The sequence below is a fragment of the Antarcticimicrobium sediminis genome (assembly GCF_004348975.1).
Lineage (GTDB): Bacteria > Pseudomonadota > Alphaproteobacteria > Rhodobacterales > Rhodobacteraceae > Antarcticimicrobium > Antarcticimicrobium sediminis.
This window is the reverse complement of the sequence record NZ_SMFP01000016.1, coordinates 25,177-39,371: the sequence shown is the minus strand read 5'-3', so window position 1 is coordinate 39,371 and position 14,195 is coordinate 25,177. Positions and strand designations below refer to the sequence as shown.

Sequence of the window (14,195 nt, the reverse complement as noted above, 5' to 3'; positions counted from 1 at the left end):
GCAGAGTACAAAGTATTTATGATTGCTCCGATTGTTTTACTCTTGGCTTCCAGCATTGCTGTGGCGGCGACCCTGCTCGTTCCGGACTGGTCGGATTTTCTAATCGTTTCCGGACCCTGCTTTCTAGCAAGTGTCTTCCTGCTTGTCCGCGCGGTCACAAGGCGCACCCAGCGACAGAAGGAACAATGGGTCATCGTCGACGGATCAAATGTCATGCACTGGCGTGAAGGTACGCCCCAGATCGAGACCGTGAAGGAAGTTGTTGGCCATCTCTCGGCGCTCGGCTATACGCCCGGCGTCATGTTCGACGCCAACGCTGGATACCTTCTGGCCGGGAAGTATCTGCATGACGGAGCCCTTGCGAAAGTCCTGGGCATTCCAGAGGAGCGTGTGATGGTGGTTCCGAAGGGGACGCCCGCTGACCCGGTAATCCTAGCCGCCGCGCGCGACCTAGGGGCAAAGATAGTGACGAACGACCGTTTCCGTGACTGGGCTGACCAGCATCCAGAGGTGTACCAGCCTGGCCACTTGATCCGTGGCGGATATTCCTCTGGGAGGATCTGGCTGAATATCGGCGGTCAGTCTGCCTAGGTGTTTGATCCCACGGTTTGATGGTGCGATCCTTTCTCAGGAATGGAAGGGAGCATTATGGGACAAGTTCGTCACGGGAGCGCCACGGTGAGGCCGAACGGTTGAAATCCCGCAACGACCGGGCGCAAGCCGCCTTTCTGATTGCAGTGCTCTCAGAGGACCGTCCCGACGAATTGGCCCTTGCCTATGAGGAAGCCCTGTCTCGCGGGCCGCGCTGGCGTGCGCGGATCATGGCCAGCTCGGCGCGCATGCCCGAAACATCGGCGCAACTGGCGGATCTGGGTGTTTAAGCGTAAAAGTTGCCCCAGCGCCCTCGGAATGCGAGGTGGTAGCGACCGTAGCGCCAGATGGCATGGCCGATAATTTCAGGCGGCAGGCGCCGGCTTCGACCATGGGGGCGGAAACCTGCAGCCAACCCTGACCGGCTGAAATCCGAAGCAAGCTTCGCGGCATTATGTGGCGTCAGTCCCGTCCCCGCCTCTTCCGGAGAAACGGTTCGGCACGGAACCGTTACCGAAATCATGACCTTAGATCATGCTAAGGGGAAGTGTGCGGAGGATTGAGATTGTACCGTTTGGGGCACTCATTCAACTCGGGCCTAGATGTGGAAAGGGCACCCCTTGGGCGCCATATGTTGATCTTGGTTCGCGTTGGCCAGATCCTGTGACCAATTTCCACTGGCGCCCACCGCTCGCGTACACTTCATAAAATGGTATTTTTTTGGTAATTTCCATACTGCCTATGATAAGCATACTTTCTATTTGACTCCATATAGTAAGTATAGGTAGCATATACTTGACCCGAGCGAATGCTCACATCTACATAATTAGGAGGAGAGCTTATGCAGTATTACTTGGATGGCTTTCGCGCCGGTGATCCCGACCTGAAAGAGGCCGCGCCCTGCCGCCGCGCGTACAGCGATTTTGCCCCGCTCCCTGAAAAGGTGGATGTGCTCATCGCCGGGTGCGGGCCCGCAGGCCTCTGCCTTGCTGCACAGCTTTCCCAATTCCCTGAAATCGACGTCATGATCGTCGAGCGCAAGCCGGGCCCGATGGAGAAGGGGCAAGCCGACGGGGTGAATACCCGAACCATGGAGATGTTTCAGGCCTTTGGATTTGGCGAGAAGGTCAAGCGCGAGAGCTATTGGGTGAACCAGACAGCCTTCTGGACGCCCGACCCGGAAATGCCCGCACATATCCGCCGTATTGGTCGGGTGCAGGATGTGGCTGACGATTCCTCCGAGATGCCGCATACGCTGATCAACCAAGCCCGCATTCATGAGCTCTTTCTTGACGTGATGCGAAAGTCGCCGAAGCGGCTTGAGCCGGACTATGGCTGGTCCGTCAAGGACCTGACCATCGACGAGACCACGCAGGATCACCCCGTGACGGTCACGCTCGAAAATACCGGCGTGAACCTTGGCGCGACTCACACCGTGCGCGCCAATTACGTCGTTGGCTGCGATGGTGCCCGCTCGAACGTGCGCAAAGCGATTGGTGGAACGCTGCACGGCGATGCCGCACATCAGGCATGGGGGGTGATGGACATCCTAGCCAATACCGACTTTCCAGACATTCGCCAAAAATGCATCGTTGCCTCTAAGGCCGAGGGCAACATGCTGATCCTGCCGCGCGAAGGCGGCTATCTCTTCCGCATGTATGTCGAACTCGATAAACTCAATCCCGATGAGCGCGTCGCCGGTCGCAACCTGACCTCTGAGGACATGATTGCCGCCGCGAACAGGATCATGAAGCCCTACTCGCTCGACGTGAAAGAGGTAGTATGGTGGTCGGTCTACGAGATCGGTCACAGCATGACTGACCGGTTTGACGATGTCCCGGAAGAGCAGAAAGAGACCCGTAATCCGCGGGTCTTCACCGCGGGAGACGCGTGCCACACGCACAGTCCGAAAGCGGGGCAGGGTATGAATGTGTCGATGCAAGATTCCTTCAACCTCGGCTGGAAGCTGGCGCATGTGTTCCGGAAACGGGCGGATCCAAACATCCTACACAGTTACTCCGCCGAACGCTGGGCCGAGGCCAAGCGCCTCGTTGACACCGACCACAAATGGGCGAGGATCATGTCAGCACCTCCGGGCGAGTCCGACCTAGATGGTTCCGATATGCCGCGCATCCAGAAGCAGTTCATCGAGAACCTCGAGTTTACCGGTGGGCTGGCTGCGCACTATGCCCCGTCGGCGTTGGTCGGGCCGGACACCCATCAAGCGCTAGCCCGTGGACAGATTGTGGGGAAAAGGTTCCACTCGGCTCCGGTCGTACGGTTCTCTGACGCAATGCAGATGCAGCTCGGCCATGTCGCCGAGGCCGACGGACGTTGGCGCATCTACGCCTTCGCAGGAGCCGGGGACAACATCGCCAAAAGCTCAGAAATTCATAAGCTCTCGGATTGGCTAGAGAAAAACCCGTCCTCCCCTGTGGCCCGGTACACGCGCGCCGACGAAGATATCGACGGTTTGATAGACTTCAGGGCGATCTTCCAGCAGACTTTCGATGCCCTTGCCTACGATGAAATGCCGTCACTCTTAAAGCCAGCTAAAGGCAGATATGGCCTGCATGATCATGCAAAAGTCTTCTGTGTCGATCACAAGGGGGCAGGCGACATTTTTGACATGCGCGGGCTTAACCGTGAACGTGGATGCATGGTTGTGGTTCGCCCCGACCAATATGTTGCCCACGTACTGCCGCTGAATGGATACGCAGAATTGTCCAACTTCTTTGCGGAGTTTCTGCGACCAGTCTGAGGGGCACAACCTATTGAGGTGACCCTGAGAAATGGGCGCAAATCTATCATCTCAGCGCGACGGGGGTCCCTCTAATATTGCCCCGCCTACCACATTCTGACCGCCGTCCGATGGCATTTCCGGCTTTGATCACGATGGCAGGTTGAAAGCGCCAGAGGGAAACTGCAGCGCGCTCGGGACACTGTTTCTCTTACGTTGACATGACAATGCCGCAGCGACGTACTGCGCCGGTTTCGCGCCAGACGGTTCTGGCCGCTTTCGCGAATCTCGACGCGGTGACTGCTATGTATGCTCACATGCAGGCGCGCTCTGGCGGCACGCCGCGCGCGGTATGAGGTAACGTGGAATAGCGATACAGCCTGCTCACCGCGACTGGCTGCCGCTGGCGCAGGCTGCTTCTTTCTATGTGCTCATCGAATGCAAGGGGACGCACCCCAAGGCCGACGATACGGCATTTCAGGAAATGCTTGAAGCCGCGCACGAACAGGGCATTCGGCACTGTCAGGTTGCTGGGGCTGTTCCGTCCCAGCAGTCTCCAGTCAGTTTAACTTTGAAGATTTGTCTCAGATCAGAGGCTTCCGGTTTCCATGGAGCATCATCGGCTACGCTGTCTGGGCCTATCATCGCTTCACCTTGAGCCTTCGTGACGTGGAAGACCTTTTGGCGGAACGAGGCACACGGTGTCCTACGAAACGTTCCGTGATTGGGTCGGCCGCTTCGGGCACCAATTTTCAGCCAAAATCCGGCGGGACCGCCCGGCGCCAGCTGACAAATGGCATCTTGACGAAGTCGCCATCCGGATCAGGGGTCGAACGCATTGGCTATGGCGCGCGGTCGACGAGAATGGAGATGTGCTCGACATTATCGTCCAGTCGAGGCACGACAAGACTGCCGCACTGCGCTTTCTGCGCAAACGTCCCAAACGCTGGGGCCGTCCGCGCGTCATGGTGACTGACAAGCTGTGGTCCTGTGGTGCGCGAAGGTCGAAATCGCACCCGGGCTTAAACACCTCCAGCACAAATCGCTGAACAACCGAAGCGAGGCCTCCCACAGGCACACTCGAAAACGCGAGAAGATCATGGGCCGGTTCAAATCTCCGCGCTATGCGCAGCGCTTTCTATCCGTACAGGACCAGACCGCAAATGTGTTCCGCCCGAAACGCCATCACCTGAACGCCCAATCCTATCGCCATGCGAGAACCGATGCCTTCGCCCTTTGGACGGGCTATGCAGCGGAGCTAGCTGCCTAATTGCCGGAGATCACCCAATAGTCTAGCTCGGCTTCAACAACCTAACAAAGCCGCAACCCGGCTTGCTTTAGCGTTTGCGTAATTTTCGCCGCCCATCTGCTTGTCAAACAGGAGCCAAGCAGATGGATCATCACGCACAACGGACATCAGAAAATAATCCCACAAGGCGAAAGCTAGGACAGGATACATACAGGCGACGCGCCGAGGCCCTGGCATTGGCCGGGTTAATGGAGCCTGTGTTGTTTGTTTCGATGAAACCGTCTCGAGCAAGGGCCCATGACGGCCTATCGCTCCGGGGCCGATCCGTTTTCGGTCTCGCGGGGCGAGCCCTCGAGGTCCGGGTGCGGGAGATCCTCGCGCCAGCTTTCTCTCGCGATGACACCGCCAGGTCTGCGCATTTCGAGCTCGACTACCACGGGCTCATGTTGCCCGGCGTGTATAATGCTGTCCCCTTGTATCGGGTGTATGATGTGATCAGTGACATGCCACACTGGCGCGGAGAGCAAACCTTCCTGTTGGGCCGGTTTTCCTTCCACCTGTTCCAGCTGGAAGCTGTGCTTCCGGAACACGGCTGGCTCCTTACGATGCGCGGCGAAGCGGAAAACGTATCGTCATGATGTGGCGTTTTCTCACCTCGGCCAGATGGGTGAACACTACGCTGGGACCCAGCATTTCCAGATCGAAGTGCACAATGGAACGTGCACGTGAGAGGGCGTCTCATAGAACAACTCGGGAAACTTTCCCCCTTGCCGATCAGGATCTTCCACATCGCAGCCGGAGGTTGCCGTGATGCGAAGCGTGATACTCCGCAATTCCGCCGGGATCGTGTCGCTCGTGTCGGAAACCGGCAGGTCCGATCTGCCTGAGCCCGATTTGAACTGTCTATCGTTGCCAGTGATCCTGGCCGCGTTTCGCGCGGCCCGCGAATGCGAGTCAGTTCGGGCGCGGGCATCGCTCGTCGCGAGTGGAACCTGGACAAAGTATATGCGTGTTGTCGATCATCTCGCAAAGACAGCGCCGCACGATCCCTTTGAGGCTTTTCGGCGCCGGTGCCGGGGTGACGACTGGGCATCGCCGAACACACGGCAAGGTGCCCGATCCGCGCTCACGCGATACGCCGCCTATCTCGTAGATCTACACCTGTCGGTGTTCTTGCGAGCACTCTACCGGGCGCTTGCGAACAAGACAGAGCGGAATCTGCTGCATCGCGCCGTCCGAATGCACCTCCTGCCACATGCGACTGATGGCAGTCTACCGGGCACATATCTCGACACGGTTCCGGACGGTGTTCTAGCCGAGCTTGCTAGGGCAGCACGCTTTCTAATGGAAACCCCCCCCGATCCCCATGGCCGACGGCTTCAGAACACAGCAGGGTGGAAGACCGGAACGGCGGAGCCAGACCGCAGAAGCCGATCCAAACGCAGTGCGCTGGCTGCCCTCACAAGACTCGAACGAACCCGGCGAAAGACAAACCCTAGTTTCGACTGGCGCAGCGCGTTGTGGCAACAGGCCGTGAGACATGACAGCGGGCTTGACACGGGCACGCGGATTATGATCGCGCTGTTGATGATGACCGGCTGCCGGCCCGCGGAACTGGTCCATCCCGATGGCATCACGATCCTGGCAACGCGGGCGGAAGGGCAGGATCTGCTAGGAATCGGGCTCAATGGCGCCAAGGTCACCGATCTCGCTTCCCTTCCCAATCAGCAGCCCGCGCTGTTCACATCCCCTCAGGTCACACCGCTCAATCCGGAGCGTCATCTCAAGGGCCAACCCTGGCGCAAGCTTGTTCTGGCCTGTCGCACGCCGGAAACGTGCTGGCTGCACGCACGGCTTAGCTCCGGGCTGCAACCGGTTGGCGCCCCGCAGTGGGATATGAACGGGGATTCTTCCCAAGCACGCTGGCAGCTGACGCCGCGCGCCGCACATGCTCCCTTGTATGGCAGGCGGCACCCCGCGCTTGCGGGTCTCGACAAGCGCGTCGCACGGATCGGAAAGGCCGCTTTTCCACGTTTGCAGGCGCGGGTCACACCATATCTGTTCCGGCATGCCCTCGCTGCCGGCGCCAAGGCTGCGGGACTGGCACGGGAAGATCTTGCCCGCCTGCTCGGTCATGTGAGTACGCGGACCGGATCGGTATACGGTGCGGCCAACCAGGCCCGCACCCGACCATGCCTCCGTACAACACAGATCCTTCGCATCGATGCCCCATTGGTCCCGCGACAGAAGCATAACCCGGTGCCGAAGCAAGCGCGATCACGCGAGGCTCCTCGGCGCGACTGACCGACAGCCGCAGCAAATACCTCATCGACAAAGGACAGCCTGCTGAACCAGTGACCCTAAATTTTGGTAGTACGGTAGACTTGGCCACCGAGCCAAAACCCTAGTCTGTTTCCGCTTGATCGGTCTGGTCAGATTCAAGTTTCAAACACCTGCGGGACGAACCGCCCGCATCGAAATCGCCGAGCACGGCGATACCGAGACGGCGCAAATGCGCCTCTTTCGCCGTCTGGGCCTCCGCCAGTGCGTTCAACAGTACCTTCGTAGAGATCCTGTGAATCTCCACGGGCTCCTTATCATCAATCGACATGCCGGCCCCCACCGCTATCGCTCGAGTGTCCCAAGATATGGTTAACAAAAGTATACCGGAATCTGCCCATGGCCATTCCGCAGAACCACTGCAACAGGATGGATCCGGTATCCTCGAGGACACTGCCCTGTCCACAGAAAGAGGCTTTTCGGTGCATCTGGCACACCCGAAGGACGGCTAGCTGGCGCGTGCCATGGCGCATTGGCCCACAGGGTCAATCCTGTGACGGATAATCAGGTTGAAGCTTCGACTTTTCGGGCGCGGAGTTGGTGGAGGTGCTGCTGACCGTGAAGGTGCCGAGTTCTCCCATCTGGGACCTGAGCTAGGCGGCCGAGAGCGCGCATTCCGCCGAGAGGGGCGTGTCCAGCCCGCTGGATCATGACGTGTTCGGAGGGCTGCGCGCGCCGGAACAACCCGTTCATTTCGCGGGTAGCCTTCGGGCAAAAGCCTTGCATCTCAGGAACCCAGAAACCTCTTGCACAATTGGTAGTGCCGCAAAGGGCTATCTTTGTAGCGTCAGGAGACTTTCAGAACCACTTTTCCAATATGGAGAGAACCTTCCATTCGCGCATGGGCTTTGGACGCGTCGGTGAGCGCGAATTCACTGTCCATCACCGGACCAATGCGGCCCGAGACAAGATGCGGCCAGACCTTGTCCTCCAAGGCGCGTGCGATTGCGGCCTTGGCGACCGACGATTGCGGGCGCAGGGTCGATCCCGTGATCGTCAGGCGACGGGTCATTACCTGCGTCATGTTCAACTCGACCGTTGAACCTTGCAGGAACGCGATCTGCACAAGGCGGCCGTCATTTGCCAGCGCATCGAGATTGCGCGGGATATATGATCCCCCAACCATATCGAGGATAAGATCCGCGCCGCCCTCAGCCTTCATAGCTTCGACGAAATCGACGTCGCGGTAGTTCAAAGCTCTCTCGGCTCCCAGACCAAGACAGGCTTCGCATTTTTCGGCCGACCCTGCGGTCGCGAACACACGCGCGCCATGCAGCGTGGCCAGTTGGATGGCCATGGTGCCGATGCCGGACGATCCTCCATGCACGAGAAAACGCTCTCCGGCCTGCAGACCGCCCCGCATGAACACGTTCGTCCAGACAGTGAAAGCTGTCTCGCAGAGCGCAGCTGCACGGTCCATCGACATGCCCTCTGGTACCGGCAACGCATGAGCCGCGTCAGTCACCGCATATTCGGCATAGCCGCCACCGGGCAATAGCGCGGTTACAGCATCGCCCACCGCCCAGCGGGTCACACCTTCGCCGATCGCCGCGACGTGTCCAGACGCCTCCAGCCCTGGCAGCGGTGAGGCATCGGCAGGCGGTGCGTAATTCCCAGCGCGTTGCAGCGCATCAGGGCGGTTCACACCAGCATAGGCGACGCGGATCAAGATCTGCCCCGGGCCGGGCTCGGGAACCGGTGCGGTTGCAGGTTTAAGCACCTCCGGCCCGCCATATTGCGAGATTTCAACAACGGTCATCTGGGTGGGTCTCTGCATCTGGCTCGCCTTTGGAGGTCTATTTCAAGTAAAATGGCAGCGCCACAGTCCATGTGGCGCTGCCGGGGGTAAGCAACTCGCCAATCAGGCGCGCCCGGTCACCTTGAGGAACTCATGCAGCATCGCCCCAACGCGACCGCAATACTTGGGGTCCTGCGCCGAGAAATCGTCGACCACTTCCAATGAATAGCGACGCAAATTGTCCTGTGCCTGCTGGTCAAGTTGGACAAGTTCACCTCCCATGTCGGTAAAATCCTGTTTGCGCAGCAAATCCTGATACAAGAAATGCGCCGAGGCATCTGCCGAAGTGGCGCGTACAATCTCGTTGAACGTGGCCTTCAAGTCATCGCCAAGCTGGTTCCACTGTTTGAGACCCACCATAACTTCACCGTTGAGGTGGCCCAACAGGTCCGGTTCGATGATGTACTTGTTCACTTCCTGGAAGTTCATGCCCCAGCCGGTCGAGGTGGATCCCCAATGCGCGCCTTCAACAACGCCGGTTTGCAGAGCCTGATAGAGTTCGCCGCCCGGGATCGACACTGGCGCCGCTCCCATCTTGGCAAAGACCAGTGCCGCAGCCCCGGTCGAGCGCACCCGCCAGCCCGAAAAGTCCTCGGTCGTGATCAGCGGCTTGTTGGAATACAGCGTAAGACCCGCATAGGACACCGGGCCGGCCTGGTAGACACCCTGCTCCGCATAGGCTTCGCGGATAACGTCGAGCGCACCCATCTCATAGAAGAAGGCGTGCATTTCCTCGTGGCGGTCCCAAGCTCCGATATAGCCGTTCAGATGTCCTGCAACCGGCATCCGGCCGATCCAGTAAGCGGGATAGATGAAAGCGCTTTCCAGCAGTCCGCGACGCACGGCGTTCAGGACTTCCCCGGTCGGCACGATACCGTTGTTCTGCACCGGCGTGATCGTTAGCTCACCACCGGTGGCTTCGGTGACGCGGTTGCAGAACTTCACGAATACATCTTCGTAATACCAGTTGCCGGTCGGCCAATGGGTTTGCATCCGCCAAGTAATGCCACCTTGCGCAATCGCGGGCGGCGCAGCAAGTGTTGTCGCGGCGGCGGCACCGGCGCTGGCAGCAAAGAAGCCACGGCGGGACATTGGTTTCGTTTTGATAGTCATGGTCGTCTCCTCCTCTGGGTTGGGTCTTGATGCGTCACTGCGACGGAATGTCAGTGAATGTGGTGATGGTCTCAGGGACCAAAAAGATCAGAGCCCCAGTGATCAGCATCAGGATCAGAAACGGCGTCACGGCACGGTAGATCCCGGTGATCGGCGTCGAAGGGCTCAGGCTTTTTAGATAGAACAAGTTGTAACCGAAGGGTGGCGAGATGTACCCGATGCAAAGGTTCAACTGGAACAGAATGCAGAACCAGATCGGATCAAAGCCCAACTGGATGACGATGGGAAAGAAGATCGGCAACACCAGCAGAATGATCCCGATCGGATCGAGGAACATTCCCAGCACCAGGGTGACCACCTGCATGATCAGGATCATCACCAGAGGATGCACGTCCATTCCCGCCAGAGCGCCGGTCATGAAGGCCGTGCCGCCGCCGCCGCCATAGATGGCGATAAACGCCGAAGCCCCGAACACAATCCAGATCACCATGCCGGTCATGGTGGCGGTCGCATGACTGACCTCGCAGATATACTTGAAGCTCAACTCTCCGCGGATCGCAACCGACAGGACCACAAACGCAGCCCCCACGGCGGCCGCCTCGGTCGGGGTGGCTATCCCGGCAAAGATCGAGATCAACACAGAAAGAATGATAATGAGCGGAAGTATTACCGATTTCAGCGCGCCGACCCGTTCAGCCATTGGGGCGCGGAAATCTGCGCCGGGTGCGAGTTCAGGTGACATGCGCGCACGAACGCCGACATAGATGATGAAAACTGCCAGAAGCAGCAGGCCCGCGACCAGTCCGCCCATGAACAGCCGCCCCACGGATTGGCCCGTTTGCATCCCAATCAGGATCAGCGTGATCGACGGCGGGATCATGATGCCCAGCGTTCCCGATGCTCCGATCGTGCCCAGAACGAAGCTGCGGTCATATCCGCGCTTATCCATTGCCGGGATGCCTACCAGCCCAGTCGTTACGGTCGATGCGGCGCAGCTGCCGGTCATAGCGGACAGGGTCGCCGCAAATCCCGAAGTGCCAAGCAGCAAGCCGCCCGGCGTCCGACCCGACCACAGGTAGAACGCGTGGTATAGATCGTTTGCGATGCGCGACTTGGCCAGCGCCACGCCAATGAAAACGAAAAGCGGCACCGCCGAAAGAAGGATCGACCACATGCTGCCAAACATCGTGGACACGATGGAATACATCCCATTCTGCCCGAACATGAGCAGACCGAAAACCACCGCGGTGCCGCCCATGGCGAAAGACAACGACACCCCTGCGATGATCGAGACAAGCAAAAGGCCAAACATGCCGATGGTCAAAAGTTCAGGGGTCATGCCAGTTCACTCCGCTTGACGTCCGCGCAAGGATTGATGATCAGAATGATCGATCGGATTGCTTCGGCGACCCCCTGCGCGGTGATTAGCAATGCGCCTAAAAACAGTGAGAGCTTGATCGGCCACATCGGGTGGCCGAGCGCGCTGTCGTCAAGTTCGTTGAACGACCACGCATCCTCGAAGAGAAGCCAGCCCTCGCGCGTTAGAACCAGACCCCAGAGGATCAGAAAGGCACAGTTGAAAAGATCGAGCGCCGCATTGATGCGCGGCGAGCGGGTGTTGAGAAAAATATCCACCCGCACATGGTCGCCCTTGATCAGCGTATACGCCCCGACCAATACGAAATAGGCGCCGAATATGCGCTGCGTATAGCCATGCGCCCAAAGCGTGGGCTGGCCGAATCCATAGCGCGCCACCACCTCAAAGCAGAGCACAATAATGCCCGCCCAAATGAGGAAACTGACAGCCTTTCCAATGAAGATATTGATCGCATCGATCAGTCTCAGAAGGATCATGACGTAACTCCGGTGCTGGAAGAAGCGCGCGCGATGACCTCGCGGGCGCGGGCGGCGAAACGTGGCGCAAGCGTGCCAAGGCTGGCAGCCTCGGACGAGGCCGCGCTCCCGGATCGGGCGCGGTCGGCGATCCCAACGAAGATCACGGCAAAGCGGAACATCGCGAAGGCGATGTGAAAGGCTCGCAAAGGCGCGGTCGGCTCGGCATGGGCATAGTATTCGGCGACGAAATCTTTCTGCGATGGAACCCCCCCGTCGGCCCAATCGGTGCCAAGCAATCCGCCATATTCCTCAGGCGAGGAATTCCACGGCATCACGCAATACCCCAGATCGGCGAGTGGATGGCCAAGGGTGGAGAGTTCCCAATCCAGCACCGCGATGACACGCGGCTCGGTCGGATGGATCATCAGATTGCCGAGGCGAAAATCACCGTGCGCGATCGAAACCGCACCGTCCTCCTCCGGGATGTTGGCGGGAAGCCATCCGATCAGGTAATCCAGATCGGGGATACGTGGGCCGAGGGAGGCGTTGTATTGCCTGCTCCAGCGCGCGATCTGGCGGGCAAAGTAATTGCCCGGCTTGCCGAAATCGCCGAGCCCAACCGCATCGGGGCGGACCGCATGCAGCCGCGCCAACGTGCGCGCCATGTCAAGGTAGATCTCACGCCGTTCTCCGGCGCTCAGACTTGGCAAGGTGCAATCTGCGAAAACCCGTCCGTCCAGCCGTTCCATGACGTAGAACGGAGTACCGAGGATACCAGCATCCTCTTCAAAATAAAGCATTTTTGCCACCGGAACACCGGTCTCTGCCAGCGCTTTCTGGACACGGTATTCGCGGTCGATCGCATGCGCGCCACGCAGGATCGGACCGGAGGGCTTGCAGCGCAGCACCAACCGGACGTCGCCCCATGTCACGAACCATGTCGGGTTCGATTGTCCACCGCTGATACGCTGCGTGTGCAGATCCCCGTCATCCGGCCACCGCGCCGCCAACCAGCCGCGCAGAGAGGCAAGGTTCAGATCACTCATGCCGATCCCCCCCGACAGACCCGCTCCCGCAAAACGCACGTCTGACACTTTCCGGTGGCGGTGTACGGTAATGCGCCGACCCCAAACCGCTTCGAGCGATTGAATCCCGCCAGATGTTCGCGCCCTGCCTCAGCGGGACGCGCTTCATGAACGCCGAGCGCGCGCGCCAACAGATCGAGCGGCATCATCGGCGTCGAGTTGGCCACGCCGGCGGCCAGATATGGATCGTTGAACATTGCGCCTCCTCCCAAAGCCACGGTTCAGATGTTCTCGACATCCCACGTCCAGAAATCCCTGCCTTCCTCGCCAAGGTGTCGGTTCAGTACCATCTGATGCACCTCATCAGCCCCGTCGACCAGACGGGCCTGACGGGCGTAGCGATAGATCCACTCCAGAACCGTGTCCTGCGAATAGCCCCTCGCGCCATTGATCTGGATCGCAACATCGGCGGCCTTGTGCAAAAGGTTGGCCACATGGATCTTGGCCATCGACACTTCCTTTTTTGCAAAGCGGCCCTGATCCAGCGCCCAAGCTGCCTTCATCACCAGCAGACGACCTATTTCGATCCCCATCGCCAGATCGCCCATCTTAATCTGGATGCTTTCCCGGTCGGACAGACGGACACCGAACCCATGCCGGTTTGCGGCATATTCCTGCGCAATCTCGGTGCAGCGCTTGGCAAGGCCAAGCCAGCGCATACAATGCGTCAGGCGTGCTGTGCCAAGGCGCATCTGGGTAATTTTGAGCCCCATACCCTCGCCCATGATGATGCGATCGGCGGGCAGTTCCATATCCTCGTAAACCAATTCGCAATGACCGCCATGTTCTTCAGGGCCCATGATCGGGATGCGGCGGTCGATGCGCCAACCCGGCTCGTCGCGGTGATGCAGAAACGCCGTAAGACCCCGGCGAGGATCATCCGAAGTGCGCGCTAGCAGGATGAAATGATCCGCATCCGCAGCGCCGGTGATGAACCACTTACGCCCGCGAATAACATAGCTGTCGCCTTTTTTCTTGGCCGTGGTGATCATCATTCCCGGATCGGATCCGCCGCCCGGATGCGGTTCGGTCATAACAAAGGAAGAGCGCGCATCGCCCCGCACGATCGGGTCAAGCCAACGCTCTTTCTGCTCGGGCGTTCCGGCCTGTTCGAGCACCATCATGTTACCGTCATCCGGCGCCGCCGCATTGAAGATCACCGGACCAAAGATCGACCGGTTCATCTCTTCGTAACAGACTGCCATGCCGACCCGGCCAAGTCCCTGTCCGCCGGTTTCGGATTTGAGCTGCAGACACCAAAGCCCTTCGTCGCGGGCCTTTTCGCGCAGCGGCACCATCCAGTCATGGGCGATATTGCCATGCGCATCCCAGGCCTCGGGCTGGGCTTCGACAGGAAGGATATCGTCAGCGACAAAGCGGGCAATGCGGGCGCGAAAATCTTCGACGCGGGGGGAAATGGTGAAGTCCATGAAATGTCCTCAA

The 14,195-nt window shown here is 59.2% G+C and carries 14 protein-coding genes and 2 pseudogenes; 7 read left to right on the top strand and 9 right to left on the bottom strand.

The window, feature by feature from the left end; genetic code table 11:
- Nucleotides 1-18 precede the first annotated feature (18 nt).
- The 4 genes and pseudogenes from E1B25_RS18545 (at nucleotide 19) to E1B25_RS18530 (ending at nucleotide 3,352) form a co-directional block, all read left to right on the top strand.
- Nucleotides 19-591 (top strand): NYN domain-containing protein, encoded by a 573-nt coding sequence (locus tag E1B25_RS18545; protein WP_132831080.1) that lies wholly within the window; start codon nucleotides 19-21, stop codon nucleotides 589-591.
- A 20-nt stretch (nucleotides 592-611) separates the two neighbouring features.
- On the top strand, nucleotides 612-881 hold the full coding sequence (locus E1B25_RS18540) for a GSU2403 family nucleotidyltransferase fold protein (RefSeq protein WP_132831079.1): 270 nt from the start codon (nucleotides 612-614) through the stop codon (nucleotides 879-881).
- A 123-nt stretch (nucleotides 882-1,004) separates the two neighbouring features.
- Nucleotides 1,005-1,094: pseudogene (locus E1B25_RS18535) on the top strand (transposase); the annotation flags it as partial.
- Between the two features lie 338 nt (nucleotides 1,095-1,432).
- On the top strand, nucleotides 1,433-3,352 hold the full coding sequence (locus tag E1B25_RS18530; protein WP_132831078.1) for an FAD-dependent monooxygenase: 1,920 nt from the start codon (nucleotides 1,433-1,435) through the stop codon (nucleotides 3,350-3,352).
- 292 nt (nucleotides 3,353-3,644) lie between these two features.
- On the opposite strand, the gene E1B25_RS22225 is transcribed toward E1B25_RS18530, so the two are convergent.
- Nucleotides 3,645-3,851 carry a hypothetical protein gene (locus E1B25_RS22225; protein WP_165937675.1) on the bottom strand — a complete coding sequence of 69 codons (207 nt, stop codon included), beginning with the start codon at nucleotides 3,849-3,851 and terminating at the stop codon, nucleotides 3,645-3,647.
- A gap of 59 nt (nucleotides 3,852-3,910) precedes the next feature.
- On the opposite strand from E1B25_RS22225, the pseudogene E1B25_RS18525 reads away from it, so the two are divergent.
- The 3 genes and pseudogenes from E1B25_RS18525 to E1B25_RS18515 all read left to right on the top strand — a co-directional run bounded on the left by E1B25_RS18525 (nucleotide 3,911) and on the right by E1B25_RS18515 (nucleotide 6,884).
- Nucleotides 3,911-4,601, top strand: a pseudogene (locus E1B25_RS18525) (IS6 family transposase).
- 122 nt (nucleotides 4,602-4,723) lie between these two features.
- Nucleotides 4,724-5,218, top strand: a complete 495-nt coding sequence (locus E1B25_RS18520) for a hypothetical protein (RefSeq protein WP_132831077.1) — start codon at nucleotides 4,724-4,726, stop codon at nucleotides 5,216-5,218.
- Nucleotides 5,219-6,152: 934 nt separating this feature from the next.
- Nucleotides 6,153-6,884 carry a site-specific integrase gene (locus E1B25_RS18515; RefSeq protein ID WP_132831076.1) on the top strand — a complete coding sequence of 244 codons (732 nt, stop codon included), beginning with the start codon at nucleotides 6,153-6,155 and terminating at the stop codon, nucleotides 6,882-6,884.
- Nucleotides 6,885-6,984: 100 nt separating this feature from the next.
- On the opposite strand, the gene E1B25_RS18510 is transcribed toward E1B25_RS18515, so the two are convergent.
- The 8 genes from E1B25_RS18510 to E1B25_RS18475 all read right to left on the bottom strand — a co-directional run bounded on the left by E1B25_RS18510 (nucleotide 6,985) and on the right by E1B25_RS18475 (nucleotide 14,182).
- On the bottom strand, nucleotides 6,985-7,191 hold the full coding sequence (locus E1B25_RS18510) for a hypothetical protein (RefSeq protein ID WP_132831075.1): 207 nt from the start codon (nucleotides 7,189-7,191) through the stop codon (nucleotides 6,985-6,987).
- 516 nt (nucleotides 7,192-7,707) lie between these two features.
- Complete coding sequence (locus tag E1B25_RS18505; protein WP_245510769.1) at nucleotides 7,708-8,697, bottom strand: NAD(P)H-quinone oxidoreductase; 990 nt, start codon at nucleotides 8,695-8,697, stop codon at nucleotides 7,708-7,710.
- An 84-nt stretch (nucleotides 8,698-8,781) separates the two neighbouring features.
- Nucleotides 8,782-9,831, bottom strand: coding sequence for a TRAP transporter substrate-binding protein (locus E1B25_RS18500; RefSeq protein WP_132831074.1), 1,050 nt, complete (start codon nucleotides 9,829-9,831; stop codon nucleotides 8,782-8,784).
- A 34-nt stretch (nucleotides 9,832-9,865) separates the two neighbouring features.
- A complete protein-coding gene (locus E1B25_RS18495; protein WP_132831073.1) occupies nucleotides 9,866-11,170 on the bottom strand; it encodes a TRAP transporter large permease in 1,305 nt (434 codons plus the stop codon).
- On the bottom strand, nucleotides 11,167-11,685 hold the full coding sequence (locus E1B25_RS18490; protein ID WP_245510768.1) for a TRAP transporter small permease subunit: 519 nt from the start codon (nucleotides 11,683-11,685) through the stop codon (nucleotides 11,167-11,169). The genes E1B25_RS18495 and E1B25_RS18490 overlap by 4 nt, the downstream gene beginning before the upstream one ends.
- Nucleotides 11,682-12,713, bottom strand: a complete 1,032-nt coding sequence (locus tag E1B25_RS18485; protein ID WP_132831072.1) for a phosphotransferase family protein — start codon at nucleotides 12,711-12,713, stop codon at nucleotides 11,682-11,684. The genes E1B25_RS18490 and E1B25_RS18485 overlap by 4 nt, the downstream gene beginning before the upstream one ends.
- The gene (locus E1B25_RS18480) at nucleotides 12,710-12,949 is read right to left on the bottom strand and encodes a hypothetical protein (RefSeq protein WP_132831071.1); all 240 of its coding nucleotides are present in this window, start codon (nucleotides 12,947-12,949) and stop codon (nucleotides 12,710-12,712) included. Before E1B25_RS18480 ends, E1B25_RS18485 begins: the two co-directional genes overlap by 4 nt.
- A 24-nt stretch (nucleotides 12,950-12,973) precedes the next feature.
- Entirely contained in the window at nucleotides 12,974-14,182 is a 1,209-nt protein-coding gene (locus E1B25_RS18475) for an acyl-CoA dehydrogenase family protein (protein WP_132831070.1), read from the bottom strand.
- Nucleotides 14,183-14,195 lie beyond the last annotated feature (13 nt).